This is a genomic window from Burkholderia sp. WP9, from assembly GCF_900104795.1.
GTDB lineage: Bacteria > Pseudomonadota > Gammaproteobacteria > Burkholderiales > Burkholderiaceae > Paraburkholderia.
Genome location: NZ_FNTG01000002.1, coordinates 1,631,827 through 1,658,800, shown reverse-complemented (window position 1 = coordinate 1,658,800; position 26,974 = coordinate 1,631,827). Strand labels below are relative to the sequence as shown.

Sequence of the window (26,974 nt, the reverse complement as noted above, 5' to 3'; positions counted from 1 at the left end):
CGCTCCGAAGCAGGTCCCCTCGGGGACTCCGTTGCAGGCAGCGGTCGCCATGACGAATTTCGTACCTTTGAAGGACATGCCATGTGCGGCATCGTAGGCGTAGTTTCCCACTCTCCGGTCAATCAGCTGATCTATGACAGCCTGCTGCTTCTGCAGCACCGCGGTCAGGACGCCGCCGGCATCGCGACAGCGAACGGCAGCAATTTCCACATGCACAAGGCTAACGGCATGGTGCGCGACGTGTTCCGCACGCGCAACATGCGCAGCCTGCCCGGCACGACCGGTATCGGCCAGGTCCGCTACCCGACCGCTGGTTCCGCGTCGAGCGAAGAAGAAGCCCAGCCGTTCTACGTGAACGCGCCGTTCGGCATCATCCTCGCGCACAACGGCAATCTGACCAACTGGCAGCAGCTGAAAGATGAGATGTTCCGCATCGATCGCCGCCACATCAATACCAATTCCGACACGGAAGTGATGCTCAACGTGCTCGCGCACGAACTGCAGCTCTCCAGCTCGGGCCTGCAACTCGATCCGGCCGCGCTGTTCAACGCCGTGTCGGGCGTGCATCGCCGGGTGCGCGGTTCGTACGCAATCGTGTCGCTGATCGCGGGCTACGGCCTGCTGGGTTTCCGTGACCCGTTCGGCATCCGCCCGCTGTGCCTCGGCAAGCAGGAAACGGCCGAAGGCGTCGAGTGGATCCTGGCGTCGGAATCGGTGGCGATCGAAGGTATCGGCTTTGAATTCGTGCGCGACGTGGCGCCGGGCGAAGCGGTTTTCATCGACATCGAAGGCAATCTGCACTCGCAGCAATGCGCGACGAACCCGAGCCTGAACCCGTGCATTTTCGAACTCGTGTATCTCGCGCGTCCGGACTCGGTGCTCGACGGCGTGCCGGTCTACAACGTGCGCCTGCGCATGGGCGACTACCTCGCCGAGAAGATCAAGCGCGAACTGCCCGACGTTCCAATCGACGTCGTGATGCCGATTCCCGATTCGTCCCGTCCGGCCGCGATGCAGGTCGCGAAGAAGCTGGGCGTGGAATACCGTGAAGGCTTCTTCAAGAACCGTTACGTCGGCCGTACCTTCATCATGCCGGGCCAGGCTGTGCGCAAGAAGTCGGTGCGCCAGAAGCTGAACGCCATGGGCATCGAGTTCAAGGGCAAGAACGTGCTGATCGTCGACGACTCGATCGTGCGCGGCACCACGTCGCACGAAATCGTGCAGATGGCGCGCGACGCCGGCGCGAACAAGGTGATCTTCGCTTCGGCGGCGCCGCCGGTGAAGTTCCCGAACGTCTACGGCATCGACATGCCCACGCGCGGCGAACTGGTCGCCCACGGCCGCTCGGACGACGAAGTCGCGCGCATGATCGGCGCGGACCATCTCGTTTATCAGGACGTCGATGCGTTGAAGCAGGCAGTGCGCGACATCAACCCGGCACTGAAGGAATTCGAAGCGTCGTGTTTCGACGGCAACTACGTGACCGGCGACGTCACTACCGAGTACCTCGACCGCATCGAGACCGCGCGTCTCGCGCCGTCGTCGCAGTCGGATCGCGACGCCGCGAGCGAAGCGATCGACGGCGGCGCGCCGGCCCGTTCGCAACTGCATCTGCAACTGTCGGTGGGTTGAGCGCGGACTGAACGATGCCGCTCGCGGCGTGGCACGCGCTGCACGCCACGCCGCGAGCGTGTTAGCATGATGGCTTGCGTCGATTTGAACTCAGCTTGCGGACGCGGGGCAACCCGAAACAGCTAAAGCGAATGGTGGACAAGCCGCATTCATCTACCTCCGCTCCAGCTATCCCCCGCACATGAAGCCCGCTTATGCCGACGCAAAAGCGGGCTTTTTTGTCGCTGCCGTTCGGCAGCACGAGCGTCTCCCGTACGTGGGACGCACGCGCCGAACGCAGCCATGGAACATTGGAAACCAGAACCAACATGGACGACTCCCTGAACTTCGATACGCTGGCAGTCCGCTCGGGCACGGTGCGCAGCGACTTCAACGAACATTCGGAAGCGATTTTCCTGACCTCGAGCTTCGTATTCGCGAGTGCCGCGGACGCCGCCGAAAAATTCAAGAATTCCGAAGACAACTACACCTATTCGCGCTTCACGAATCCGACCGTCTCGATGTTCCAGGATCGCCTGGCCGCGCTCGAAGGCGGCGAAGCCTGCATGGCGACGGCGTCGGGCATGGCCGCGATCATGTCCGTGGTGATGTCGGCGTTGCAGGCAGGCGACCATCTGGTGAGTTCGCAGGCGCTGTTCGGCTCGACGCTCGGCATGTTCTCGCAGATCTTCAGCAAGTTCGGCATCACGACAACGTTCGTCGATCCGACCGATCTGGACGCATGGAAGAACGCCGTGCGCCCGGAGACGAAGATGTTCTTCCTCGAAACGCCGTCGAATCCGCTGACCGAAGTCGCCGACATCGAAGCGATCAGCAAGATCGCCAAGGCGTCGAACGCGATTTTCGTGGTCGATAACTGCTTCTGCAGCCCGGCCTTGCAACAGCCGCTGAAACTCGGCGCGGACGTCGTGATGCATTCGGCCACCAAGTTCCTCGACGGTCAGGGTCGCGTGCTGGGCGGCGCGCTGGTCGGCTCGAAGCAGTTCATCATGGAAAAGGTGTTTCCGTTCGTGCGTAGCGCCGGGCCGACGCTCTCCGCGTTCAACGCGTGGGTGCTGCTCAAAGGCATGGAAACGCTGTCGCTGCGCGTTGAAAAGCAGTCGGCGAATGCACTCGAAATTGCGCGCTGGCTGGAGACGCATCCGGCTGTGAATCGTGTGTTCTATCCGGGGCTGGAATCGCATCCGCAGCACGCGCTGGCCATGCGGCAGCAGAAGGCGGGCGGCGCGATCCTGTCGTTCGAACTGAAGGGCGACACGCCCGAGCAGATGCGCGCGAATGCATGGCGAGTGATCGACAACACGAAGATCTGCTCGATCACCGGCAACCTCGGCGATACGCGTACCACCATCACGCATCCGGCGACGACCACGCACGGTCGTGTGACGCCGGAAGCGCGCGCGGCGGCCGGTATCAGCGAAGGTTTGATCCGTCTGGCGGTCGGTCTGGAAAACGCCGGCGATATCCGGGGCGATCTGGAGCGCGGTCTGGCGGGTTGAACGAAGATGTGAGCGTAAAGCTCGATGCGGGACAAGCGGGCCGCTCTGCCGGGCGGCTCGCGCAGTGAATAGGCGCGCTGAGAGTCGTTGTGGTGAGGCTTAGCGCAGTAGGACTTAACGCAGTAGGAGTCAGCGCAGTAGGACTCAGCGCAGTAAGACTCAACCCTGTAAGACTCAGCACAGTAAAACTCGTCGCGCCAGGACCCAGCGCGGTACGCCGCCACGCGTGAAGACCCAGCGCGCTAAGACGCCACGCTGCAGAACCCACCGCAGCAAACTCCACCGCGCTAAAAACTCAATGGCGCAACGCGCGCCATTGACCGGGCGCCAGCCCGAAACGCCGCGTGAACGCGTGCGTATACGCGCTCTGATCGCCGAAGCCGATATCCAACGCGATATCGGTCAACGAAAGGCGCGGATCGGCGAGCAATGTGAGCGACGTATCCAGACGCAGACGCTGCAAATAGCGATGCGGCGTTTCGCCGAAGGCCTCGATAAAAAGCTGATGAAAGCGCCGCATACCGAACCCGCAATGGGCGGCAAGGTCGGCGATCCGCAGAGGCTCTGATAAATGCGCGCGCAACCAGCGGTCAATACGCGCAAAGTCGAGACCGGCGCCGGCCGCCTGGGCGCCCGCCGTCGTGCCCGCGTCTGTCACTAGCGCGGCGCCGAGGCGTGCTGCTGCGTCCCAATGAAAACGTCGTGTGTCCAGGTCGTCGCCTTGAGTGCCGCCGGTGGCGTGCGCGGCGATGCGATGTACAAGCTGCGTCAGCGAGGCGTCCACCGTGACGGCCCGCGCGCGGTCGAACAGCCGTTCCGGCACGGCGAGCGACGACGCCGGCAAGTCCAGAACCAATTGCCGGTTCTCGCCGATGCCCGCGTAATCGTGTCGCGCGCCTGCCGGGATGAGCCACGCGGAGCCGGCGTCGATCTGGTGCGCGACGCCGTCTACCGCCATTACCATCGCGCCGTCGAGTCCCAGCACGACCTGATGAAAATCGTGCACGTCCGACGCTTCGATTGCGCCGTAGCGGCGCAATGAAACGCTAGGTGCGGTGACGGCGGGGTGACTCATAGACGAGACGGTGCGCGGCAACAGAACGGCGAAAAAAACTTAGACGCCGAGCAGTTCGACTTCGAATACGAGCGTCGCATTCGGCGGAATCACGCCGCCTGCGCCGCGCACGCCGTAGCCGAGTTGCGGCGGGATGGTCAGCTTGCGGGTGCCGCCGACCTTCATGCCTTGCACGCCTTCGTCCCAGCCCTTGATGACCATGCCGCCGCCCAGCACGAAAGCGAACGGGTCGTTGCGGTCCTTGCTCGAGTCGAACTTCTGACCATCGGTCAGCCAGCCGGTGTAGTGAACGCTGACGGTCTTGCCGGCCACTGCCTCGGCGCCGGTGCCTTCAACGATGTCTTCGTACTTCAAACCGGATTCGGTAGTCACAGTCGACATGTGTCGCTCCTTATCAAAAACGTAAAAACCGACATTGTAGGCGTGTTGACGCCGCGTCGCCCAGGAATGCCGCGTGGCACGCGGATTGCGTGAACACTGGTCGTCCGGCCAGGCTGAACGCGCCGGATCGCGTGCCTATAATGGGGCTTCTTTCAATCATCATGCACCGCCTGAGAGGGCTCGATCGTGACAACGTCTTCAACCGGAAATGCTGGCGCAAAGCTGGTGCCTTCCGGCTTCGCCGTCTCCGAACGCACCGCGCATCTGCGCGCAGAAACCGCGCTGTTCATGCGTGACCATGTGTTGTCACTGGTGTCGCACGACCTGCGTGGTCCATTGAATGCCATTCATAGCTGGGCGTACGTGCTGGAGCGCAAGCTCGACGCGAACGACCCCAACGCGCAACGCGCCGTCACCGGCATTCGTAATGGCGTGGATCAGCAGGTCAAGCTGCTCGAGACGATCGTGGACGCCACGCGCGCCGAAACCAAATCCCTGGCGCTTGCCTACGCGCCATTTTCCCTGCATCCGTTACTCGATGAGACGGCCGAAGAAGTCCGCTCGGGCCTCGCTCGCGCGCGCGGCGTGGAAGTCACGGTCGATTCGCAACTTGCCACCCAGCAGCTCAATGGCGACCGCGAGCGCCTCGCGGCTGCGCTATGGCTAATGATCACGTTCGCGGTCGAAACGAGCGCGGAAGGCGCCACGGTCACGCTGGTCACGAAAGCGGATACGAGCGCATGGCACGCTAGCGTCGCCTACGAAACCAACAGCGCCGCGTTGGAAGATCCCTCCTTGCCGCATGTCCTCGAAGCGTTTGCCCGCAAGCAGGCGCGCGAGCCGCGCGAAGCGAAGCGGATCGCGTGGGTGCTCGCGCTGTGCAAGCGCATTGCGGAAGCGCACGGCGGCAGTTTCGAGCAAGGCGACGCGACCGACGGCACCACGGCCACGCTCGCGCTGCGCGTCCCGCTGCACGCAACGGCTGCGAAATGAGCGGTTCGACATAGCTGCGTGCTCCGCGCGAAAAGTTTTCACCGAGCTTTCACCCTCTATACTGACAACTTTTGTTGCCGGAGCCTTTCGCTTTGATCCAGGTTGTCGCCCTTATCGGTGCGTTGTTTCTCGTCGCCCTCAACGGTTTCTTTGTTGCCGCTGAATTCGGACTCGTCAAACTGCGGCAGACGCGCGTGCAAAGCCTTGCCACCAAACACGGCATGCGCGGACGTCTGCTGGGCAAAGTGCACGGACGCCTCGACGCTTACCTCTCCGCATGTCAGCTCGGCATCACGCTGGCGTCACTCGGGCTTGGCTGGATCGGCGAGCCCGCGTTCGCGGAATTGCTCACGCCGGTTTTCAGCCTTCTCGGCGTCGAATCGGAGAAACTGATCCACGGCATCTCGCTCTTCTTCGCGTTCTCGTGCATTTCGTTCCTGCACATCGTGGTGGGCGAACTCGCGCCGAAGTCGCTGGCGATTCGCGAGGCGGAGAAGGTCTCGCTATGGGCCGCCACGCCGCTGTACGGCTTTTATTGGGCCATGTATCCGGCGATCTGGGTGCTCAATACGAGCGCCAACGCCGTGCTCAAACTGGCCGGGCTCGACGCCGATCACGGCCACGACTCGCACTATTCGACCGACGAACTCAAGCTGATCCTGCGCGGCCGTCGCGCCAACGTCGCGACGGAGTTGGGTTCGCCGGACGGCGCCTACAGCCAGGACGAGTGGAACACGATCGCGCACTCGCTGGACTTTTCGCGTATGACCGTGTCGGACCTCATGCGTCCGGCCTACGAGATGATCGGCCTGCGCCGTGATCTGCCGTTGCGCGAAAACATGCAGGTGGTGGCGCGGCACCGCTTCAGCCGCTATCCGCTGTTCGAAGACGCATCCGGCGAACGCGTGGCCGGCATGATCCATTTGAAGGACTTGCTGTTGGCCCGCCACGCGGGCAGCACGCTCGACGATCTCTCCAAATACGCGCGCCCGGTGCAGTACGTCACGCCGGATTTGCCGGCGCTCGAACTGTTTCGACGCTTCCGCAAGGGCGCGCCGCACTTCGCGCTGGTCGGCCATAAGCGCGAGAAGCCGATCGGTTTTCTGACACTCGACAATCTGCTAGGTGCACTGGTCGGCCAGATCCACGACGAATTCCGTCAGGGCGACGCCGACTGGACCCGCATGGACGACGGCACCTTGATGGGCAAGGGCAGCTTGCCTGTGGTGTCGCTGGAACGTGCGTTGGGCATCGACATCGACGAAGGCAAGGCCGAATCGGTCGGCGGCCTCGTCATTCAGGCGCTCAACGATCTGCCCACCGAAGGGCAGCGAATCGAGTTCGACCGCTTCGACGTGGTGGTCAAGAAGATGAAAGGGCCGCGTATCGTGCTCGTGCGCGTCTATCCGAAAACTTTCGACGACGAAGGCGGTTAACGCGCAATAGCGCCGCCCGTGATTCAGCGAAAGGCGGTATCCGAAGGCGCGCGCCGCAGCGTCGCGCAGGTAGAATTGGCGTCCACACCATTGGGGGCGACATGGGATATCTGTTGGTGCTGTGCGTCGGATTGCTGGCCGGCACATTGAGCGGCGTGGTCGGCACCGGCTCGTCGATGATGCTGATGCCCGTCCTCGTGATGCTGTTCGGTCCGCAACAGGCAGTGCCCATCATGGCGATCGCGGCAATCATGGGCAACTTCGGCAAGGTTCTCGCGTGGTGGCGCGAGATAGACTGGCGTGCGTGCGGCGCCTATTGTGTGACCGCCGTGCCGGGCGCGGCATTGGGCGTGCGCACGCTGCTCGCGTTGCCGCCGCACGCGGTCGAAATTGCGTTGGGCTTGTTCTTTGTCGCCATGGTGCCCACGCGGCGCTGGCTCGCACGGCGCGCCATCAAGTTCTCGCTGTGGCAGCTTTCCCTGATTGGTGGCGCGGTGGGTTTTCTCACCGGGATCGTCGTGTCTACCGGCCCGATCACGGTGCCTGTTTTCATGTCCTATGGTCTCGTGAAGGGCGCTTTCCTTGCGACCGAAGCGGCGGGCTCACTGACCGTCTATGCCGCCAAAGTCGCGGTTTTCAATCATTTCGGCGCTTTGCCCTTACACGTGGTGATCGATGGCCTGATTACCGGCTCTGCGTTGATGGCCGGCTCGTTTGCCGCGCGGACAATCGTGGTTCGGATGAGTCCCACAACGTTCAAACTGGTAGTCGACGGGTTGATGCTGTCGTCGGGGCTGTCGCTGCTTTGGGCGGCGGGGCGCTAGGCCCGGCAGACAGCTTCCGAAAATCACGCCGCTTGCGCTTCTGCCTCTGATAAAAGACCCATAAGAAAGGAGGTTTGAGCGCGTCCGCTCAAACCTCCTTCGCTCTGCCAATCTCGCGGATCAACTGCGTGGCACGCCGTCCTCCACCAAAACCGCGATCGGCATGGCGCCCAATGCATCGCGCAGATACAACAATCCGTTCTCATCGACCTTGGGCGCTGCGGGGCTTAGCCAATCGAACAGCGCTCTCGCGGACAGATCGGGCGGCATCTCTACCGCCGTGTCCTCCCATTTCGCGGGATCGACCATCGGCAAATTGCCTTCCTCGCCGAGCAAACCGGCGGCGAGCCGGCTCGCCACCACCACGGCCCACGCATTGCCATGGCGACGCGCAAACGCGATCACATTCGACGCGTGCTTGCCGCGCACGGCAAGCGGCAGATATTCGCTGTGGCTCAGCAACTCGGGCAAATGCGCCCGCAATGCCAGCACGCGCTGCACCACCGCGAGTTTTACGCGTCCGTCATGCCAACTCGACAGGAATTCGGACGGTGGCGTTTGCGCGAGCCATGCCTCGCGTTTGGCGAAATCGACAGGCCGCCGATTGTCCGGATCGACCAGACTGAAATCCCACAACTCGGTGCCCTGATAAAGATCGGGAATCCCAGGCGACGCCAACCGCAACACCGACTGCTGCAAGCTATTGAGCGCACCGGCGCGGCCGATTCGCTCGACGAACGCGGACAATTCCTTCAGGAATCCGTCACGCCGCTGCGGCGCCAGGATGTCGAACAGGAACTCACGGCAGGCAGCTTCGTAGGCTTCGTCCGGGGCGAGCCAGTTGGTTTGCAGCTTGGCTTCGCGCAACGCCTTCAATTGCCACTGCGCGACGCGTTCGGCCAGTTCCTTCACGCCGGCTTCGTCGTCCGGTCGCAGGTCGGGCGGCCAGCAACCCACCAGCGTTTGATACAGCATCGCTTCGGCGGCGGGGCCGGGCGCCCAGTCGTAGCTCGTGTCCTGGCCGACGCTGCTGACGGGCTTGCCGTCGAGCGCACGACGATGCGGCGCATTCAGCGTGGACCACGCACGCAGCGTCGCGCTCCAGTCTTGCGCGATCTCACTCAAGACAGCGATCCGCGCGCGCACGTCTTCGCCACGTTTGTGATCGTGGGTAGCGGTCGCGAGCATGGCGTGTGGGAAGCGCTGGGATCGCTCCAGATTCGACGCATGAAACTGTTCGACCGACAACGAGAACTCGCCCGGGTCCGCACCGACTTCATTGCGCGACAGCAACCGGCCATAGCGATAGCACGCCGTGTCTTCCACCGCCTTCGCGGCAACCGGCGCGGTCAACTGCGAAAACAGCGTCTGCGCGGTGCGCCGCGCGGAACCGGCATGACTGGGCGGCGCGCCGTTCGGGCTTTGCTGCTGCGGCGCGCCGCTTCGTCCGGCCGGCGCTTCTTCGGCGCTGCCGCCAAGCCACGCATTCACGCGTTCGAGTGCGACATGGTCCGCGCGCGCAAGCGAGCGTCGCGCGCCCTCCAAGGCCTGCTCGAAATAGACGTTATCCGCCGTGCTGCGCAGACCGTTCTGCGGATAGATTCGATACACCGGAAAGTGCACGACCAGCTCAGTCAGCACACGCCGCAGCGTGGTAAAGGTGAAATCGCGCGTGGTCAGCGAATCGCGTGCAATGCGATGCAAGGCACGCGCCGCGCGGTCCAGTTCTGCCGAGAGGTTTTCCGCGAGTATCTTGCGGCGCGCGGCGAGGGCTTCGTCGGCGAAACGCGGGCTGCGGCCAGTCAGTTCGGCCCACGTTTGCGCGAGCGGCTCGGCGCCGGCAGGATCGTGCAGCAGCGCACCCACGTCGTTCATGAAGTCATAGCCGGTCGTGCCGTCCACCGGCCAATCGTCGCGCAGCGGTTCGCCACGTCCGAGAATCTTTTCGACCACCACATATGGCGCGGTGTCGCGCAGTTCAGTGAGGCGCTGCCGCAAACGCTGACAGTATTCACGCGGCTCCGCGAGGCCGTCGACATGGTCGATCCGCAAGCCGTCCACCACGCCTTCCTGATACAGGCGGAAAGGCAGCGCATGCACGGCCTCGAACACTTCGGGCCGTTCCACGCGCACACCGGCGAGCGTCGAGATGTCGAAGAAACGCCGCCAGTTCACTTCGTCGGACGCGGTGCGCCACCACGCAAGGCGGAAGTGCTGCCGCTCGATCAGTCGATGCAGGCGGTCACGCGTCACCGGGTCGCCCGATGAATACGTTTCGAGTGCGAACTCGATCGCCGTGCCGCCGTTCTGCGCGACGAATTCGCGCAGCATGTCGCGGCCTTCAGCTGCGCGCGGATGATCGGTGGGCTGGGTCGTCAGTCCGTGGAAACGCTCGGCGAGCGCGTTGAGATCGGAGCGGTCGGCGCTTTGCAGGACCGAGGCGTAGTCGGTCGGACACACCGGAAACACGTGCGGTCCGTAGCCGATATAAAAACGCCCCAGGTCGGCGGCGAAATGCAGCGCAATGCGGCCAGCCGCCAGTTCCTCGCCGTACGACGCACCGAGCGTGGGCAGCAGCACCTTGCCGCGCAACGCCGGATCGGGCGAATGCCAGTCCACGTCGAAGTGACGCGCATAAGCGCTGTGACGCCCCCATTCGAGGATATCGAGCCACCATGCGTTGCTGGAGCCGCCAACGCCCATATGGTTCGGCACCGTGTCGATGATCAGCCCCATGTCATGCGCGCGCAATTTGTCGACGAGGCGTTTCAGGCCCGCCTCGCCGCCGCATTCGGCGCTGACCTGGGTGTAGTCGACGGTGTCGTAGCCATGCATGGAACCCGGTTCGGCCGTGGTGATGGGCGACGCGTACACGTGGCTGATGCCGAGCGCGGCGAAGTACTCGACGTGCTTCGCGGCATCGTCGAAGGTAAAGCCTCGATGGAACTGGAGGCGAAGCGTGGAGCGCGGGACGGTCATGGCGTATCAGGCTCCGAAGAAGCGTTGGAAGAAGGAACAGAGGCAGTGGCGGCGCGGCGCTCGCGATCGACCGCGAGCAGGCGGTCGCAGAAGGCGTCGTTCTCGAACAGTTCATTGACCGGCAAGGCGACGCGGCGCCGCCAGTTCGGATGCTCGTCGATCGAGCCGGGCAGGTTCGGCTGCTCGACCTGCGCGAGCAGATCTTCGAGCGGGAATGTCACCAGCGGGCCGGGCGTTGCGGCGACGAAGGCGAGCGCTTCGTCCACCGGCGCGTTGTCGGGCGGCGGCGCAAAGACGTGGTGCGCGGCCACGCCGGCCTGCTGGAACGCGCGCCACAACAATGCACGGTCTTTCGCGCGCTCTTCCTGGGCGGCTTCCTCGGGATCGCGGCCGTCGGCGCGCGCCATCGTCTGGCCGATCTTGTTGCGCCATGTAATGTCGCTGCCGCGCCACCAGCCGGCGACGGTCGGCAAATCATGTGTGGTCGTCGTGCCGACTGCATTGCGGTCCCAGGCGGCGGGCGGCTTGAACCCTTTGCCGTCGTGCGCGCTCTCGAACCACAGCACACGAATGCCGGCGATGCCGTGCTCTTCGAGCCGCTCGCGAAAACCGGGTGGCACGGTGCCGAGGTCTTCACCAATCACGATGGAGCGATGCCGCCACGATTCGAGTGCGATCAGACGCAGCAAGTCTTCGAGCGGATAGCGCAGATAGGCGCCGTTACGCGCGCTTTCGCCTTCCGGCACGAGCCATAGCCGCCGCAAGCCGAGAATATGATCGATGCGGATGCCGCCGGCATGCGCGAAGGCCGCGCGCAGCATGTCGATAAAGGCGGAGAAGCCCTGCATGCGCATGGCACGCGGGGAGAACGTAGTGAGCCCCCATGCCTGGCCGGCCTGGTTGAACAGATCCGGCGGTGCGCCGACCGATACGCCTTGCAGCATGTCGTCACGGTAGGACCACGCGTGACTGCCTGCGCTATCGCAGCCGACTGCGAGATCGGCGATTAGTCCGACGGACATGCCGGCATCGCGCGCCGCATGCTGCGCGTGCGACAAGCCCTTGGCGGCAAGCCATTGCAGAAATAGATGGAAATCGACCTCGTGACGATGGGCCTCGGCGAAGGCTTCGACTTCCGGGCTGCGCGGATCGCGCAACGCCTCGGGCCAGTTACGCCAATGTCCATTGCCGCCTTCCTGCGACAACTGCGCTGCCTGCAGTGCTTCGAAGCGTGCGTGATCTTCAAGCGCGCGTCCGGCGCGTTCGCAGAAGCCGTGAAATTCCAGCGCGCGCGCCGTGTTCTGCGCGCGATCGTTCGCGCAGAATTGCTCGTACAGCGCGCGCAAGACCTTCAGTTTCAACACGACCGCGTTCGGCCAGTCGATCAACGGCAGGTCTTCGAGTTTCGACCAGGTGTCGGTGGCCTGCGCGGCTTCGAGCGCGGCGTGAACCGCATTCGCGCCGAACACGGCGGCGGCGTCGATATGCGTGACGTTCAACCACAAACGCGACGACGGCGAGTATGGACTGAAGCGGTTCGGCTCCGCGCTGAACATGGCGTGAGTCGGGCTGACGGCGAGCGCGTGCGCGCCACGCTTCGCGCTTTCAACGGCGAGCTGCGCGAGCGCGGAATAATCGCCGATGCCGCCGTCGCCGATCCGGCGCAAGCCGTACAACTGTGCGGCGATGCCCCACAGCGGCGGCGCGGGCGTGTCGTCGCCGGCGTCATGATCGTGCAGCGTGCGCCAGGCGTCGGCGACGGTGTAGCAGCGCGGCGGCGCGACGGCGAGCGTCACCCGTTGCTCGTTGATCACGAGCGTGTGATAGCCGGGTTCGTCGATCGGTGCAAGCAAGGCTTCCTCGCCTTTGGGCGCCGTGAACCGGCCGTCGATGATCGAGCCGCTTTCGAGTTCGATCCGATAATGGCTGCCCGACTTGATCGCCGCGGCGGGCAGGGCGATGCCGCGCCCGACTTCCGCGGTCATCAGTGGCGGGAGTTTGCGGCCCGAAAGTTCGGCCTCCAGAGCAGCCGAACTTTGGCGGATTTGCGTAGCGTTGCCGCACGGCAGACCCATCCGCTCGAGCAGCACGGCGAGCGTGGTCTCGGGCACATGTTGCGTCGTATGGTGCGCGTCCTGCCACTCCACCTCGAAGCCGGCGCGCGAGGCGAGAGTGACGACAGTGTCGTGATGGCGTCGGGTTGTCACGCGTGGCGCTCCTGTTGACCCGCAATGCGCGCGTCGTGGTGGATCGCATAGTCGCTGACGTCGCCGGTCAGCCATGCGACGAACGCGTATGCCGGCAAGACCTTCACATCGACCTGTTCGCGCACGCGCGGCGGCGTTTCGAAAATGACTTTGCCGGCTGGCGCCTCGGCCAACGCGACATTCTCTTTCGAGAGGTTCAGCGCAATCGACAACGTCTCGCCGTCGGCGAGTTTCCAGCGGGCGACGAGCGCATTGGCATCGCCGCCGTTCGCGGCGGTCAGCACAGTCACGCCGCACGCCTTGCTGTGTTTCAGGCGCGGTGTGATCAGTTTGGCGCGCACCGTCAACGCGGATTTGTAGAAGTGCATCCAGTCGAGCCGGTCTCTCGCTTCGTCTTCGCTGTACTGTGTCGCTTCATCCGGCGCGGGCGGCGACGATGCCGCGAACGTCTTTACGTCGTTCGGGTCGGGAATCTGGGCGCGCCGCTTCTCGTCGCTGAACGACGAAAAGCGCGCGAATTCACGGCGCCGTCCTTCGCGGACCGCGTCGGCGAGATCGCCCGTGTAGTCGGTGAAAAACAGGAAGGGTCGCGTCGATCCGTATTCCTCGTCCATGAATAGCAGCGGGATTTGCGGCGACAGCAGGAGCAGGGCGGTGGCGGCGCGCAACGCTTCGTCCGAGGTCAGTTTGCGCAAGCGCTCGCCGAACGCGCGGTTGCCGATCTGATCGTGGTTCTGCAGGAACATCACGAAAGACGTGGGCGGTAAATGTCCGCTCGCTTCGCCGCGCGGCTTGCCGTCATGAATCGGCGACGCGTCGCCCTGATAGGCAAAGCCTTCCGACAGTACGCGCGCGAGGCGGCGGATAGGCTGGTCCTCATATGCGTGGTAGTAGCCTTCCGTTTCGGCGGTCAGCAGAACGTGCAAGGTGTTGTGCGCGTCGTCGTTCCACTGCGCGTCGAAATGCGTTTCCAGCAGGCTCGCGCTGTTGTGCTCGTTTTCCAGCACCAGATGCACATGCCGGCCGTGCTGCACTTTGGCGCGGATATGATCGGACAATTCACGCAGCCATGCATGGTTGTCGATGGCGTGCACCGCGTCGAAACGCAGACCGTCGATGCGATATTCGTTGATCCAGTACACGGCGTTATCCGCGAAAAAATCGCTCACTTCACTGCGCTCGAAATCGATCGCCGGGCCCCACGGCGTGTGTGTGCCTTCGCGGAAAAACGAGCGGGCGTACTGGTGCAAATAATTGCCATCCGGTCCGAAGTGGTTGTAGACCACGTCGAGGAACACCATCAGGCCGAGCCCGTGTGCCGTGTCTATCAGCGCTTTCAACTCTTCCGGGCGGCCGTAGGCGGAATCAGGCGCATACGGCAGCACGCCGTCATAGCCCCAATTGTGCTTGCCGGGAAAGTCGTTCAGCGGCATCAGTTCGATGGCGGTGACACCGAGCGCGGCGAGCGCAGGCAAGCGCTTCTGCACGCCCGCATAGCCGCCCATGGCGCCAACGTGCAACTCGTACAGCACCGTTTCTTCCCAAGGCCGGCCGTGCCAGCCCGTTTGTTCCCAACGGTACGCGCGTGGATCGATGACTTCGCTCGGTCCATGCACGTCTTGCGGCTGAAAGCGCGATGCCGGATCGGGCACCGCATGTTCACCGTCCGGCCGGAAGCGGTACAGCGTGCCCGCGCCGCTATCGACGCTTGCTTCGAACCAGCCATTGCCGGCGGGCGTCATGTCGTGCGCGCCTTGGGCGGGTCCGTTCTCGATTTCCACCTGAACCTGCTTGCAGGAAGGCGCCCAGAAGCGAAACCGCGTGCGCGGCTTCGTACCCGCCGCGCCGATGAGTTGCGCGCCAAACGGCAGACAATGCGCGTGATGATGCGCGTGGGGATCAATCGGACTTTCGGACATGATTCGTCACCATTCAGTTTTACTTTCGAGCCGCGTTGTGACGCGTCGATCGCGCCGCGATATCTGACGCACCATGAAGCGGCCGCCCTGCATGTTGCCGTGCCTCGCCGTGCTTCGCCGCCGCTGCCTGCCGCCTAAGTGGTCGGCGACGGATCGCTACTGGGCGGATGCGCACCCGGATCGGGCGGAAGCGCCGTGAGGAGCCGCGGCCCATGTTGCGGGCCGGGTTTCCAGCCTGCCTGCCAGTCGGCTTCGCCCACCGGCTGCGCGGCCAGCATCACGAGGCTATGCGCGGCCACTTCGACCTCTGAAACCGCCAGCCGATGCGGCGCGCTCTCCGGTTCAGCAGTGTCTAACAGCACGTGCCATTCCAGATGCGGTGCGGGAGGCGTAAACCGCAGTGTTTTCTCGTTGGCGTTGAGCATCATCAACAATACTTCTGTTTCGCCGTTTAAGCCCGGCCCTGCGCGACGCAGTGTGAACGCGCGGCCTTCGGGGTCCTGCCAGGCTTCAATGGTGAGCGGATCGCCGCGTTCGTCGAACCAGCCCACATCGAACAGGCCCGGCAACACTTCACGATCGCCGAACAGAAATCGCGTTTCACGCAGCAGCGGATGGTGCTTGCGCAGTGCGATCACGCGCGCGACGAACGCGCTCATCTGGCGTCCGTCTGGCGACTCCGCGCGTTCCCAGTCGATCCACGATATTTCGTTATCCTGGCAATACGCGTTGTTGTTGCCGTTCTGCGTGCGCAGCGATTCGTCGCCGGCCAGCACCATTGGCGTGCCGAGCGCCATCAACAGCGTGGCGATCAGCGAGCGGGCCACGCGTTTGCGGGTGGCGAGAATCGCCGGGTCGTCGCTCGGGCCTTCGGCGCCCCAGTTGCGGCTGCAATTCTCGTTGTGGCCGTCGTTGTTGTCTTCGCGATTGGCTTCGTTGTGCTTCTGCTCGTAAGCGGTGACGTCGGCTAACGTAAATCCGTCATGCGACGTGACAAAATTGACCGACGCCCACGGCTTTCTGAAGCGGCGGTTGAACAGATCGGCCGAGCCGGTCAGCCGTGCGGCGAGATCGGGCCGCAAGCCGGCGTCGCCGCGCCAGAAACGGCGCACGGTGTCGCGGAACCGATCGTTCCATTCGCCGAAGCCCGGCGGATGATTACCCAGCTGATAACCGCCCGGCCCGATATCCCAAGGCTCGGAAATCAGCTTGCGTTGCGACAGGATCGGGTCCTGGCGCAACGCGTCGAAGAAGCCGGAGCCCGGATCGAAGCCGTGTTGCTCGCGGCCGAGCGTGACGCCGAGATCGAAACGGAAGCCGTCGATATTGAATGCCGTCGACCAGTAACGCAGCGAATCCATCACCATTTGCAACACACGCGGATGCGGCAAGTTCACGGTATTGCCGCATCCGGTGTCGTTAATATGGTGACGTTCGTCGCCGGGAATCAACCGGTAGTAGCTGGCGTTATCGAGGCCGCGCCACGAGACGGTCGGGCCCATCTCGTTGCCTTCGCAGGTGTGGTTGTAGACCACGTCGAGAATGACTTCGATGCCGGCCGCGTGCAACTGGCGCACGGCAATGCGCATTTCGTCGAGCCGGTGCGTGCTGAGGTAGGACGGTTCGGGCGCAAAAAACGCCGCCGTGTTGTAACCCCAGTAATTGCGCAGGCCGCGCTCCACCAGAAAGCGGTCGTTGAGAAACGCATGCACGGGCAGCAATTCGACCGCGGTCACGCCGAGTTTCAGCAGATGGTCGATGAACTCCGGCGAAGCCAGCGCCGCGAACGTGCCGCGTTCGTGCTGGCGCAAATCCGCACGCAACATGGACGCACCACGCACATGCGTCTCGTAGACGATGGTTTCGCCCCAAGGCACATTCGGGCGCTTGTCGTGCGACCAGTCGAATGCCTCGTCGATCACCACGCACTTTGGCATGGCCGGCGCCGAGTCGCGCCGGTCGATGGAAAGGTCCGCGCGATTCGAATGCACCCGGTAGCCGAACAGCGCATCCGACCAGCGAAACTGTCCCACCAGCTTGCGCGCGTACGGATCGAGCAGCAGCTTGTGCGGATTGAAGCGATGCCCATGTTGCGGCTGATACGGCCCGTGCGCGCGAAACCCGTAAGCGGTGCCCGGATGCGCGTTAGGCAGATAGCCGTGCCAGACTTCGTCGGTGCATTCGGGCAGCGTGTAACGGCGGATTTCCTTGCGGCCGGTGGGATCAAACAAACAAAGCTCGATTTTTTGCGCGTTCGCGGAGAACACCGCAAAGTTGACGCCGAGGCCATCCCAACTGGCGCCGAGCGGATAGGGCGAGCCGGGCAGAAGCCGGTCGGGCATTGCATGCGACATGATTCCCCTTCCTGTTCTGATTGTTGAACGCTATCGTGGGTCTTCATGCAACGAGCGCGCGGCGCGAAATGTCGCACGCCGCGCGCTCGCCTTACAGCACCTGCGTCAATCCGCGCGCAATACGATCGTCGCGAGCGGCGGCAGCGTCAGTGCGGCGGAATGCGGCCAGCCGTGGCTCGATTGCGGATCGGTGTGGATCAGTCCGCCGTTGCCCATATTCGAGCCGCCGTACACGCCGGCGTCCGTATTGAGCACTTCTGTCCAGCGCCCGGCGCGCGGCATGCCGATCCGGTAACCGACTCGCGGCACCGGCGTCATGTTGCAGACTACGACGAGTTCGCGGCCGGCGCCATCGGTGCGGCGATAGGCGAAGACGCTGTTGCCGCTGTCGTCGCCGATCAGCCATTCGAAGCCGCCGGGTTCGCAGTCGAGCAGATACAACGCGGGTTCGTCGCTATACAGACGGTTCAGGTCGCGCACCAGCTTCTGCAGGCCGTGGTGGTTCGCATCGTCGAGCAGATGCCAATGCGGCGACGTATCGTGGTCGAATTCCGCCATCTGGCCGAATTCGCCGCCCATGAACAGCAGCTTCTTGCCCGGATGCGTCCACATGAAACCGAAATACGCGCGCAGGTTGGCGAACTTCTGCCACCTGTCGCCCGGCATCTTGCCGAGCAATGAGCCTTTGCCGTGCACCACTTCGTCGTGTGACAGCGGCAACACGAAGCGCTCCGAATACGCGTACACCATCCCGAACGTCATGTTGTGGTGATGGTATTGGCGGTAGACCGGGTCTTCTTCCATGTAGTGCAGCGTGTCGTGCATCCAGCCCATGTTCCACTTGAACTGGAAACCGAGGCCGCCGTCTTCGACACGCGCCGTCACGCCAGGCCATGCAGTCGATTCCTCGGCGATCGTGATCGCACCCGGCACGCCCGGCACATAGCCGACTTCGTGATTCAGGCGCTTCAGGAACGCAATCGATTCGAGGTTCTCGCGGCCGCCGTAAATGTTCGGCACCCACTGATCAGCGGCGCGCGAATAGTCGCGGTACAGCATCGACGCCACCGCATCGACGCGCAAACCGTCGACGTGATAGCGCTTGAGCCACGCGAGCCCGGAGGCGATCAGGAAGGCGCTCACCTCGTTGCGGCCGAGGTTGTAGATCATCGTGTTCCAGTCCTGGTGATAGCCTTCGCGCGGGTCGGCGTGCTCGTAGAGCGGCGTGCCGTCGAAATCGACGAGACCATGCGCGTCGTTCGGAAAATGCGCGGGCACCCAGTCGAGAATCACGCCGAGTCCGGCTTCGTGCGCCTTGTCGACGAAGCGCGCGAATTGCTCGGGTTTGCCGAAGCGCGCGGACGGCGCGAATTGCCCGAGCGGCTGATAACCCCACGATCCGCCGAACGGATGCTCGGCAATCGGCATGAACTCCACGTGCGTGAAGCCCATGCTTTTCACGTACGGAATCATCCGCTCCGCGAGTTCGTCCCAATCGAGTCCGCGCTGACCTTCTTCCGCGACGCGCAGCCAGGATTCGGCGTGTACTTCGTAGATCGAAATCGGCGAGCGCGGAGTCTGCTTGTCGGCGCGCGATTGAATCCACTCGTGGTCGGTCCACGGAAACTGCTCGACCTCGTCGACGTGCGCCACGACGGAAGCGGTGCCCGGCGGCTTCTCCGTTTGCATCGCGCACGGGTCGGCCTTGAGAGGCAGCGGGTGCCCATCGCGCGACAGCAGTTCGTATTTGTAGCGCGTACCAGGACCGACACGCGGCACGAACAATTCCCACACGCCGGCCTGGTGCCGCAGCCGCATTGGATGCCGGCGGCCGTCCCATGCATTGAAGTCGCCCACCACCGAGGCGCGCCGCGCATTCGGCGCCCATACTGCGAAGCGCACACCCGGCACGCCGTCCACTTCCATCGGACGGGCGCCGAGGCATTCGAGCACCGCATAGGGATCACCGCTGGCGAGGCGCCCCAGCGGCTCGTCGCCGAGAACGGGACCGAACGAATACGTGTCCTCGATTTCCTGCACCACGCCATGCCAGTCGATCCGCAAACGGTACGGCGCCGCGGACGTGACGCGGCCGGCAAAGAGCCCTGGCCGTAGCTGTTCGAGCTCGCCGAGCAGCGCGCCATCGGCGCGCGAAATTACGCTGACGTGCGCGGCGTTGGGCAACAGCGCGCGCACCACCGGACCCGCGTCCGTGTGATGCAACCCGAGCTGCGAGAAAGGATCGGGGTGGCGCGCTTCGACGAGCGCGTCGATATCGAGCGGTTGGAGGCCCGCGGCCGGATCATGCTCACTCATAGTCGCCCTCGGCCGGATTAGGCGGTGTGGCGGCGCCTGGCGCCTGGGTTGAGGAATCGTGTGCCTGCGTGCCAGTATCGCCGAGCAGGCGGCTGGTGAGCGCGGCGAGGCCGCGCACGGGCAAGCTGAGCCACGTCGGGCGGTTGGCCGCTTCGTAACGGATTTCGTAGGCGGCCTTTTCGATCAGGAACAGATCGAGCAAGGCCTGTTCGGCTTCGGGCGCGACGAGCGGCGTCGGCGCCTCGGCGGCGGCCGTGCGGTACTCGCTGAGGAACGTTTCGGCGGCATGCATGCGGAAACGTTCGAACAACGCCCGCTTGCGGTCGGCGGTCTGTTGCGGCGCGGCTTCCGTGGTGGATTGCGCCGCTGCGCTCGCATACGACAGCGAGCGCAGCAGACCGGCCACGTCGCGTAGCGGGCTCGACTTCTGACGACGCTCTTCGAGCGTGCGTGCCGGCTCGCCTTCGAAGTCGATCAGATAGGCATCGCCCTGCGCGACCAGCACCTGGCCGAGATGGAAGTCGCCGTGAATGCGAATGCGCAGCGCGCCCGCGTTGGCGGAAACGAGCGAACCGATGGCGGAAACCAGCGCAGCGCGGCGGTCGATCAGGCTTTGCGCCAGCGCCTTGGTTTCGGGATCGCTCATCTGCTCGATGCGCGGCGCGAGCAGATCCAGCGCGCTGGCGAGCATTGCCTGCGTGCCGTCGATCCATGCCTTCACCTGCTCCGCGCTGGCCGGTTCCGGCGCGAACGCCGGGTCGTCCGTCGGCGAAGCAAGCGCCACGTGCAGTTCGCCGAGCCGCCTGCCGATAATGCCGGCCAACGCGCTGTAGCCTTCCATCAGGATCGATTCATTGGCACGGTCCGGCGCCGACTGCGCTTCGGTATCGACGGCGATGGCGAGTTCGTCCACCGAGCGGCGCAGATAGTCGAGCGACCAGTTCCAGGCGTCGCCCTGATTGTCGATGAAGCCTTGCAGAATACAGAGCGTGTGCGGCACGCCTTCCGGATCGACGCGCACCACTTCGCCATACAGCGGCGCGGTGTTCGCGTAGCCCAATTGCGTCAGGTAGCGGCTGATCTCCGCTTCGGGATGGACGCCGCTGACGAGACGGCGCACCAGTTTCAGCACGGCAGCATCGGCGATGATCAGCGAACTGTTGCTTTGCTCCGCCGCGAGCCACCGAATCTCCGGTCGCTCGCCCAGTCCTTCGAGTTCGGCGAAACGTTCGGTCGGCAGGAACCTGATCTCGCTCTTCTGCACGGTCGGCACGACGGCGCGCTCGCGCAGCTTGCGCATCACGCCATGCGCGAAGATCGGCAACGCAAACGCGTCCGTCAGATGCCCGACATTGCGGCCTCGCCGCACGCGCGCAAGCGCCAACTGCATGAACAGCGGGAAAGTCGTTTCGCCGCCCCATGTGATCGCGATCGGCACGACGTAGCGCTCGGTGTGATTGCCCACGTCCGCTTCGATCTCGGTGAAGGCGAAGCCGCCGTTCGGGATCGTGGTCAATGCCGCCAGCCGCACGGCATGCATCTTCTGATCCTTCGACGCAAACCAGCGGCGCCGGCTCAGCCACGACGGCAACACTTCCGATTCGAGCAGGCGCACATTCTCCGGCGTCGGGCCAACCTGGCCTTCGCGAATCACGATCGTGACGAATTCCGGCAGCGGTTCCGAATGCGCCTGAGCCCACGTCGGACGCTGGCCGCCGGGGCACAGCATGAACCACAGGAAGCCATACGGGGGGAACGTCAGCAGATAGGTCAACTGGCCGATCGCCGGGAACACGGAATCCGCGGTCATTTCGATCGGCACCGAACCGTTGAACTCGGACAGATCGAGTTCGACCGCTTGCGGCGCGCGCGACAGATTCGCCACGCACAGAATGGGCGGCTCACCCGGCATCTCACGCAGATACGCGAGAATCTTGCGGTTTTCCGGCTTCAGGAAACGGATCGTGCCGCGCCCGAAAGTCTGTTTCGCGCGGCGCGTGGCGAGCATGCGCCGGGTCCAGTTCAGCAGCGAATGCGGGTCGCGGCTTTGCGCTTCCACGTTGACCGCGTCGAAACCGTACAGCGAGCCCATGACCGGCGGCAGCACCAGTTGCTCAGGGTCGGCGCGCGAGAAACCGCCGTTGCGATCCGACGACCACTGCATTGGCGTACGCACGCCGTCGCGGTCGCCGAGGTGGATGTTGTCGCCCATGCCGAGTTCGTCGCCGTAATAGATCACGGGTGTGCCGGGCATGGAAAGCAGCAGCGAATTGATCAGCTCGATGCGGCGGCGGTCGCGCTCCATCAGCGGCGCGAGCCGGCGGCGAATGCCGAGATTCAGCCGCGCGCGGCGATCGCTCGCGTAGGTATTCCACAAATAGTCGCGCTCGGAATCCGTGACCATTTCCAGCGTCAGTTCGTCGTGATTGCGCAGGAAAATCGCCCACTGGTTCGTGGCGGCAAGGTCCGGCGTTTGCCGCATGATGTCGGTGATCGGGAAACGGTCTTCGCTCGCAATCGACATGTAGATGCGCGGCATCAGCGGGAAGTGGAACGCCATGTGGCATTCGTCTTCGTCGCCGAAATATTCCTTCACGTCTTCCGGCCACTGGTTGGCTTCGGCGAGCAGCATCCGGTTCGGATACTCGGCGTCGATGGTGGCGCGGATCTTTTTGAGCACCGCGTGCGTTTCCGGCAGGTTCTCGTTGTTCGTGCCTTCACGTTCGACCAGATACGGCACTGCGTCCAGCCGCAACCCGTCAATGCCCATATCGAGCCAGAAGCGCATGACCTGCAGCACCTCCTTCAGCACGGCCGGATTGTCGAAATTCAGATCGGGCTGATGCGAGTAGAAACGGTGCCAGTAATACGCGCCCGCCACCGGATCGTGTGTCCAGTTGGACGGCTCCGAGTCGATGAAGATGATCCGCGTTTCCTGGTACTTCTGATCGGTATTCGACCATACGTAATAGTTGCGATGGTTCGAACCCGGCTTCGCGCGGCGCGCGCGCTGAAACCACGGGTGCTGGTCCGACGTGTGGTTGATCACCAGCTCGGTGATCACGCGAATGCCGCGCGCATGCGCTTCCTGAATGAAGCGCTTCACATCGGCCAGGTTGCCGTAATCGGGGTGCACATTGCGGTAATCGGCGATGTCGTAGCCATCGTCGCGCCGTGGCGACGGATAGAACGGCAGCAGCCAGATTGCATTCACGCCGAGTTCGGCAATGTAATCGAGCTTCGCAATCAGGCCGGGGAAGTCGCCGACGCCGTCGTTATTCGCGTCGAAGAACGACTTGATGTGTACCTGATAGATGATCGCGTCTTTGTACCAGAGCGGATCGTCGCTCAACGCCGCAGGTTTGCCGCGCCGATTCGTGCGCGGCTTGGCCGTGTTGCCAGGGGCATTGCCCACGGGTGACTGTGTGGTGGTTTGAGCTGGATCGTCACGCTTCATGTCGCACCTTCCGTTGGGGTTGGGTTGCCAGCGTCTGCGTGATGAACGCTGTCGGAGTCGCTGTCGGCTTCATCCGGCCGTTCGGCGGGCAGGCCGCCGAGCGGCGCGATGCGCCAGATCGAGAACGGCTGGCCCGACCCGAGCTGCACGTGCTGCCAGCGGCCGTGCCATTCGAAGCGCGCGCCGGTCATCTGGTCGGTGACTTCCAGCGGGCCATGATCGTGCAGATTCCATTTCTGGAAAGTCTCCCACGACAATTCGATATCCGCGCCCTGTTCGTTGAACGGGTCGAGATTGATCGCGACGAGAATCACGTTGTCGCGTGATTCGGTGGCCTTCTCGAAGAACAAAACGTTGTCGTTATGCGCGGGCAGGAATGTCAGGCCGAGATGCGTTTGCAATGCCGGGTTCGCGCGGCGAATCCGGTTCAGCGCAGTGATCTCGGGAACGATGTTGCCGGGCCGGTTCCAGTCCCGCGCGCGTAGCTGGTACTTCTCGGAGTCGAGATATTCCTCGCTGTTCGGCAGAGCAGCGGCTTCGCACAACTCGAAACCGCTATACACGCCCCACAAACCGGCCAGCGTCGAGGCGAGCGCGGCGCGAATCAGAAACCCCGTGCGGCCTTGCGATTGCAGATGCCTCGGGTTGATATCCGGCGTATTGACAAAGAAGTTCGGCCGGTACGAATCACGCGCGCCGGTTTGCGTGAGTTCGGTCATGTACTCGATGAAATCGCGCTTCGATTCCCGCCACGTGAAGTACGTGTACGACTGCGAGAAGCCGATCTTGCCGAGCCGGTTCATCATGCGCGGCCGTGTGAACGCTTCGGCAAGGAAGATGGTGTCCGGATAGCGCGCGCGCACATCGCCGATCACCCATTCCCAGAACGGCAGCGGTTTGGTGTGAGGGTTGTCGATGCGGAAGATATGCACGCCCGCTTCGATCCAGAACAGGAACACGTCGCGCAGCGCGAGCCATAAATCCGGCTTGGCGTCGTGCGCATAGAAGTCGGGGTTGACGATGTCCTGATACTTCTTCGGCGGATTTTCCGCGTAGCGCAGCGTGCCGTCGGGGCGCCACGCGAACCACGTTGGATGCTCCTTGAGCCACGGGTGATCCGGCGAGCACTGCACTGCGAAGTCGAGCGCGATTTCAAGGCCGTGCTCATGCGCGGCGGCGAGCATCGCCTTGAAGTCGTCGAGCGTGCCCAACTGCGGATGCACGGCGGTGTGGCCGCCTTCGACTCCACCTATCGCATACGGGCTGCCGACATCGCCGGGCTGCGCGGTCAGCGTGTTGTTACGGCCTTTGCGATTGGCCACGCCAATCGGGTGGATCGGCGGGAAATACAGCACGTCGAAGCCCATGTCGCGAATGCGCGGCAGTTTCTTCGTCACGTCGGCGAAGGTGCCGTGGCGCGATTCGTCGTCGCTCATCGAGCGCGGGAAGATCTCGTACCAACTCGCGAAGCGCGCCGCGGTGCGGTCTGCGTCGATCTTGTAGATGACCGGATCGCGGCTCAGGAACGGCCGGTGGCGCGCAGCGGTCATCGCCCTCGCCGTGGTCGGCGCGAGCAGCAGCGCGAGCTTCGTTTCAGCGTCGGCTTTGGTGAACTCCTTGACGATATGTTCGAGCGGCGCGGTAAGCGCGCCTTCCGAGGTTTCCACTTCGGCAAGCACGAGCGCGAACAGATGCGCGGCTTCGTCGAGTTCGAGTTCGACGGTTTGCCCCGCCTTCAGCTTCTTCTGAATATGTTCGACCAGCGAAGCGAAGTCGTCGCGCCACGCGATCACGGTGAACTCGTGGCGGCCCATGCGGTCGAGCGGAATGCGCGCTTTCCAGATGTCGAGCCCGGCGGGTTGAGCCGGCGTCATCAGCACTTCATGCCACGCAGTTTCGTCGGCGGCGCGCCAGATCACGGCGGCGGCAATCTTGTCGTGACCTTCGGCGAAAATCGCGGCGGTGATTTCGGCGCGTTCGCCCACGGTTCGCTTGGCCGCAAAGCGGCCGTTATCGACCGAAGGCGTTACGCTTTCGATCGCCACGCGCGGCGCGTTGATCGCTTCGACGACGGTCTTGCGGCCGCTACGCTTGCTATTCGCTTTGTCGATGGGCGGCGCGAGACGGATCGGTTTCTCCGTGATGGCGCGAAACAGGCGAACCGCGCCGGGTGCGAGCGCGAACGGCGTGAGCGTGGCGGGCGAAGCGCTGGCGGAGGCGTCGAGCGGCACGAAGCGCGTGAAGTTGCCCGGCACGCCCGCGAGGAAGCGCGCAGGATCGACGCGCACCGGCGCGCCGAGGTCGGGATTGATCGCGATCAGGATGGCCTCGTCGGCATCGCGTAGGTCGCGTTGGTCGGCGCGCAACAAGACCGCTGCAGGTGCGCCGGGCCCGCTCAGCGGGCGCAATTCGCCGTTGGCGTGCAGCGTATTCGTATCGCGCGCAATGTGGTTCGCGTGCGTGACGTGTTTCGAGAGATCGAATGGTTTGGCCTGAACAGCGAGGGCGAACTGCGAAGCATCGCCACGCGTTTGCGACATGGGCTCGGTGATGCCGTATTCGAAGCCCATCGGCATCATCCAGCCCGTGCCGATCGAAACCGACGTGTACAGCGCGCGCCGGTAAGCCCGCTCGACGATGGCGGCGTCGTGAGCATCGCTTAACTCGGCGGCGAGGCGGGTGCCATAAGGCGCTTCCGGAAACGCGATCGGTGTGCCAAGGCGCGCGAGCGCAGCGTGTTCTTCGACCATCCAGCTGGAGCGGAAGTCCCACCAGCGCACCGACGAGAACACGCTGTCGAAGCCGGCGCCGTCGAGGCCGGGCAGATCGGCGCGAGCAAGGCCGGGTGTGGCGGCGAGAAAGCGCACCTCGGGATGCTTCGCGCGAACCGCGTCGACCAACTGCCGCCAGACGGCGCTCGGTACGCGGTGCGGCGAATCAAATCGGAAGCCGCCCACGCCGGCGTCGGCGAGCGCCAGCAACTGCCGGGTCCACCATTCGACCAGCGCGGCGCTGCTGCCGGCGTCATTGAAGTTGGCATAGGCGACGTTGTCCTCGCGATGCACATGGCGCGGGTCGAGCCGCGCCTCTTCAGACTCCAATGCGTGGAACCAGTCGGCATGTTCGGCGTAAAGCGCGCCATCGGCGGCCATCCGGTCGATCACCAGATCGACCAGCAAGGTCAGCCCGTTCTGCCCGGCGCCGCTGGCGAGCGTGCGAATTGCCTCGGCGGCGGGCTGCCGGGCCTCGAATACCGGATGAAGACGGTCATGGTTGCCGACCACCTGTCCGTGGCCGGCTTGTCCGGGCTCGAAAAGGCTGCCGATCAGCGCGTGATCGAAGCCCAGCGCGGCTGCATGCGCGAACTGCGCAGGCCATGCATCGAGCGGCCCAACCAGAAGTGAATGAAAAAAGTAAATCCGCGGCGCGTACCCGTTTGGAGATTCCATCGATCGTTTCCAGATTCGTCCTGCTGCGGTGTGGATGCAATTGGCATGCGATCACAGCGCTCATTGGGCTTCCAGAGCCGGATACCGCGCGATGCAAGAAGCGAGGGCGCGTACTGGTCAATGTAGTGCAAAGATCGTCACGCCGCTGGCCAGTAAGGGGTGCTTTGACGCCAGGCGTCGATTGCACGGGCTGGCCAGATCGATTCGGAAGACGCAGCAAACGCTGTGCCAGTGCGGCTCGGGCGCAGCGAAGGACGGGAGGGCCGAGCGTCCCGCAGTGGGCCTGGCCGGAAGATGCGGCGGCAGACGCGAGGCATTGGCGCGAGGCCGCGAACGGCTGCCGCGTGTAAAACGGGCGGGTGGCGCCCGGGATTTACACGCGAAGGGTGAGGGGCGGCGCGATTGCCCGCAAAAGGCGGAGTTCTATGCTGCAGGGGCGGCGCGAGGGCGCGC

The 26,974-nt window shown here is 64.0% G+C and carries 14 protein-coding genes; 5 read left to right on the top strand and 9 right to left on the bottom strand.

Annotation, left to right across the window (positions count from 1 at the left end; translation table 11 throughout):
* Positions 1–81 precede the first annotated feature (81 nt).
* Both purF and BLW71_RS28595 read left to right on the top strand, forming a co-directional pair.
* Complete coding sequence (gene purF / locus BLW71_RS28600) at positions 82–1,632, top strand: amidophosphoribosyltransferase (RefSeq protein WP_091804841.1); 1,551 nt, start codon at positions 82–84, stop codon at positions 1,630–1,632.
* A 308-nt stretch (positions 1,633–1,940) separates the two neighbouring features.
* Entirely contained in the window at positions 1,941–3,131 is a 1,191-nt protein-coding gene (locus BLW71_RS28595; RefSeq protein ID WP_091809005.1) for an O-succinylhomoserine sulfhydrylase, read from the top strand.
* Between the two features lie 295 nt (positions 3,132–3,426).
* Here the strand turns inward: BLW71_RS28595 and BLW71_RS28590 are convergent, their stop codons facing one another.
* Together BLW71_RS28590 and BLW71_RS28585 are read right to left on the bottom strand one after the other, a co-directional pair.
* On the bottom strand, positions 3,427–4,206 hold the full coding sequence (locus tag BLW71_RS28590) for an AraC family transcriptional regulator (RefSeq protein WP_091804839.1): 780 nt from the start codon (positions 4,204–4,206) through the stop codon (positions 3,427–3,429).
* A 39-nt stretch (positions 4,207–4,245) separates the two neighbouring features.
* Positions 4,246–4,587 (bottom strand): FKBP-type peptidyl-prolyl cis-trans isomerase, encoded by a 342-nt coding sequence (locus BLW71_RS28585; protein WP_027803023.1) that lies wholly within the window; start codon positions 4,585–4,587, stop codon positions 4,246–4,248.
* Positions 4,588–4,773: 186 nt separating this feature from the next.
* On the opposite strand from BLW71_RS28585, the gene BLW71_RS28580 reads away from it, so the two are divergent.
* The 3 genes from BLW71_RS28580 to BLW71_RS28570 all read left to right on the top strand — a co-directional run bounded on the left by BLW71_RS28580 (position 4,774) and on the right by BLW71_RS28570 (position 7,840).
* The gene (locus BLW71_RS28580) at positions 4,774–5,580 is read left to right on the top strand and encodes a sensor histidine kinase (protein ID WP_091804836.1); all 807 of its coding nucleotides are present in this window, start codon (positions 4,774–4,776) and stop codon (positions 5,578–5,580) included.
* A 92-nt stretch (positions 5,581–5,672) separates the two neighbouring features.
* Positions 5,673–7,016, top strand: coding sequence for a hemolysin family protein (locus BLW71_RS28575; RefSeq protein WP_091809002.1), 1,344 nt, complete (start codon positions 5,673–5,675; stop codon positions 7,014–7,016).
* A gap of 101 nt (positions 7,017–7,117) precedes the next feature.
* On the top strand, positions 7,118–7,840 hold the full coding sequence (locus BLW71_RS28570) for a sulfite exporter TauE/SafE family protein (protein WP_091804832.1): 723 nt from the start codon (positions 7,118–7,120) through the stop codon (positions 7,838–7,840).
* A 120-nt stretch (positions 7,841–7,960) separates the two neighbouring features.
* Here the strand turns inward: BLW71_RS28570 and treY are convergent, their stop codons facing one another.
* The 7 genes from treY to BLW71_RS28535 all read right to left on the bottom strand — a co-directional run bounded on the left by treY (position 7,961) and on the right by BLW71_RS28535 (position 26,521).
* Positions 7,961–10,819, bottom strand: coding sequence for a malto-oligosyltrehalose synthase (gene treY, locus BLW71_RS28565; protein ID WP_091804829.1), 2,859 nt, complete (start codon positions 10,817–10,819; stop codon positions 7,961–7,963).
* Positions 10,816–13,026: a 4-alpha-glucanotransferase gene (malQ, locus tag BLW71_RS28560; RefSeq protein WP_091804826.1), complete on the bottom strand. Its 2,211-nt coding sequence runs from the start codon at positions 13,024–13,026 to the stop codon at positions 10,816–10,818. Before malQ ends, treY begins: the two co-directional genes overlap by 4 nt.
* Entirely contained in the window at positions 13,023–14,945 is a 1,923-nt protein-coding gene (gene treZ / locus BLW71_RS28555; RefSeq protein ID WP_091804823.1) for a malto-oligosyltrehalose trehalohydrolase, read from the bottom strand. Before treZ ends, malQ begins: the two co-directional genes overlap by 4 nt.
* Before the next feature lie 134 nt (positions 14,946–15,079).
* A complete protein-coding gene (gene glgX / locus BLW71_RS28550) occupies positions 15,080–17,299 on the bottom strand; it encodes a glycogen debranching protein GlgX (protein ID WP_091804820.1) in 2,220 nt (739 codons plus the stop codon).
* Positions 17,300–17,404: 105 nt separating this feature from the next.
* The gene (gene glgB / locus BLW71_RS28545; protein ID WP_091804817.1) at positions 17,405–19,615 is read right to left on the bottom strand and encodes a 1,4-alpha-glucan branching protein GlgB; all 2,211 of its coding nucleotides are present in this window, start codon (positions 19,613–19,615) and stop codon (positions 17,405–17,407) included.
* Positions 19,608–23,072 carry a maltose alpha-D-glucosyltransferase gene (gene treS, locus BLW71_RS28540; RefSeq protein ID WP_091804814.1) on the bottom strand — a complete coding sequence of 1,155 codons (3,465 nt, stop codon included), beginning with the start codon at positions 23,070–23,072 and terminating at the stop codon, positions 19,608–19,610. The genes glgB and treS overlap by 8 nt, the downstream gene beginning before the upstream one ends.
* Positions 23,069–26,521: a maltotransferase domain-containing protein gene (locus BLW71_RS28535; RefSeq protein WP_091804811.1), complete on the bottom strand. Its 3,453-nt coding sequence runs from the start codon at positions 26,519–26,521 to the stop codon at positions 23,069–23,071. Before BLW71_RS28535 ends, treS begins: the two co-directional genes overlap by 4 nt.
* Positions 26,522–26,974 lie beyond the last annotated feature (453 nt).

Excerpts from the sequence above, each read along its gene's own strand:
- purF (WP_091804841.1), top strand. The coding sequence starts at position 82 with ATGTGCGGCATCGTAGGCGTAGTTTCCCACTCTCCGGTCAATCAGCTG.
- BLW71_RS28595 (WP_091809005.1), top strand. The coding sequence starts at position 1,941 with ATGGACGACTCCCTGAACTTCGATACGCTGGCAGTCCGCTCGGGCACG.
- BLW71_RS28590 (WP_091804839.1), bottom strand. The coding sequence starts at position 4,206 with ATGAGTCACCCCGCCGTCACCGCACCTAGCGTTTCATTGCGCCGCTAC.
- BLW71_RS28585 (WP_027803023.1), bottom strand. The coding sequence starts at position 4,587 with ATGTCGACTGTGACTACCGAATCCGGTTTGAAGTACGAAGACATCGTT.
- BLW71_RS28570 (WP_091804832.1), top strand. The coding sequence starts at position 7,118 with ATGGGATATCTGTTGGTGCTGTGCGTCGGATTGCTGGCCGGCACATTG.
- treY (WP_091804829.1), bottom strand. The coding sequence starts at position 10,819 with ATGACCGTCCCGCGCTCCACGCTTCGCCTCCAGTTCCATCGAGGCTTT.
- treZ (WP_091804823.1), bottom strand. The coding sequence starts at position 14,945 with ATGTCCGAAAGTCCGATTGATCCCCACGCGCATCATCACGCGCATTGT.
- glgX (WP_091804820.1), bottom strand. The coding sequence starts at position 17,299 with ATGTCGCATGCAATGCCCGACCGGCTTCTGCCCGGCTCGCCCTATCCG.
- glgB (WP_091804817.1), bottom strand. The coding sequence starts at position 19,615 with ATGAGTGAGCATGATCCGGCCGCGGGCCTCCAACCGCTCGATATCGAC.
- treS (WP_091804814.1), bottom strand. The coding sequence starts at position 23,072 with ATGAAGCGTGACGATCCAGCTCAAACCACCACACAGTCACCCGTGGGC.
- BLW71_RS28535 (WP_091804811.1), bottom strand. The coding sequence starts at position 26,521 with ATGGAATCTCCAAACGGGTACGCGCCGCGGATTTACTTTTTTCATTCA.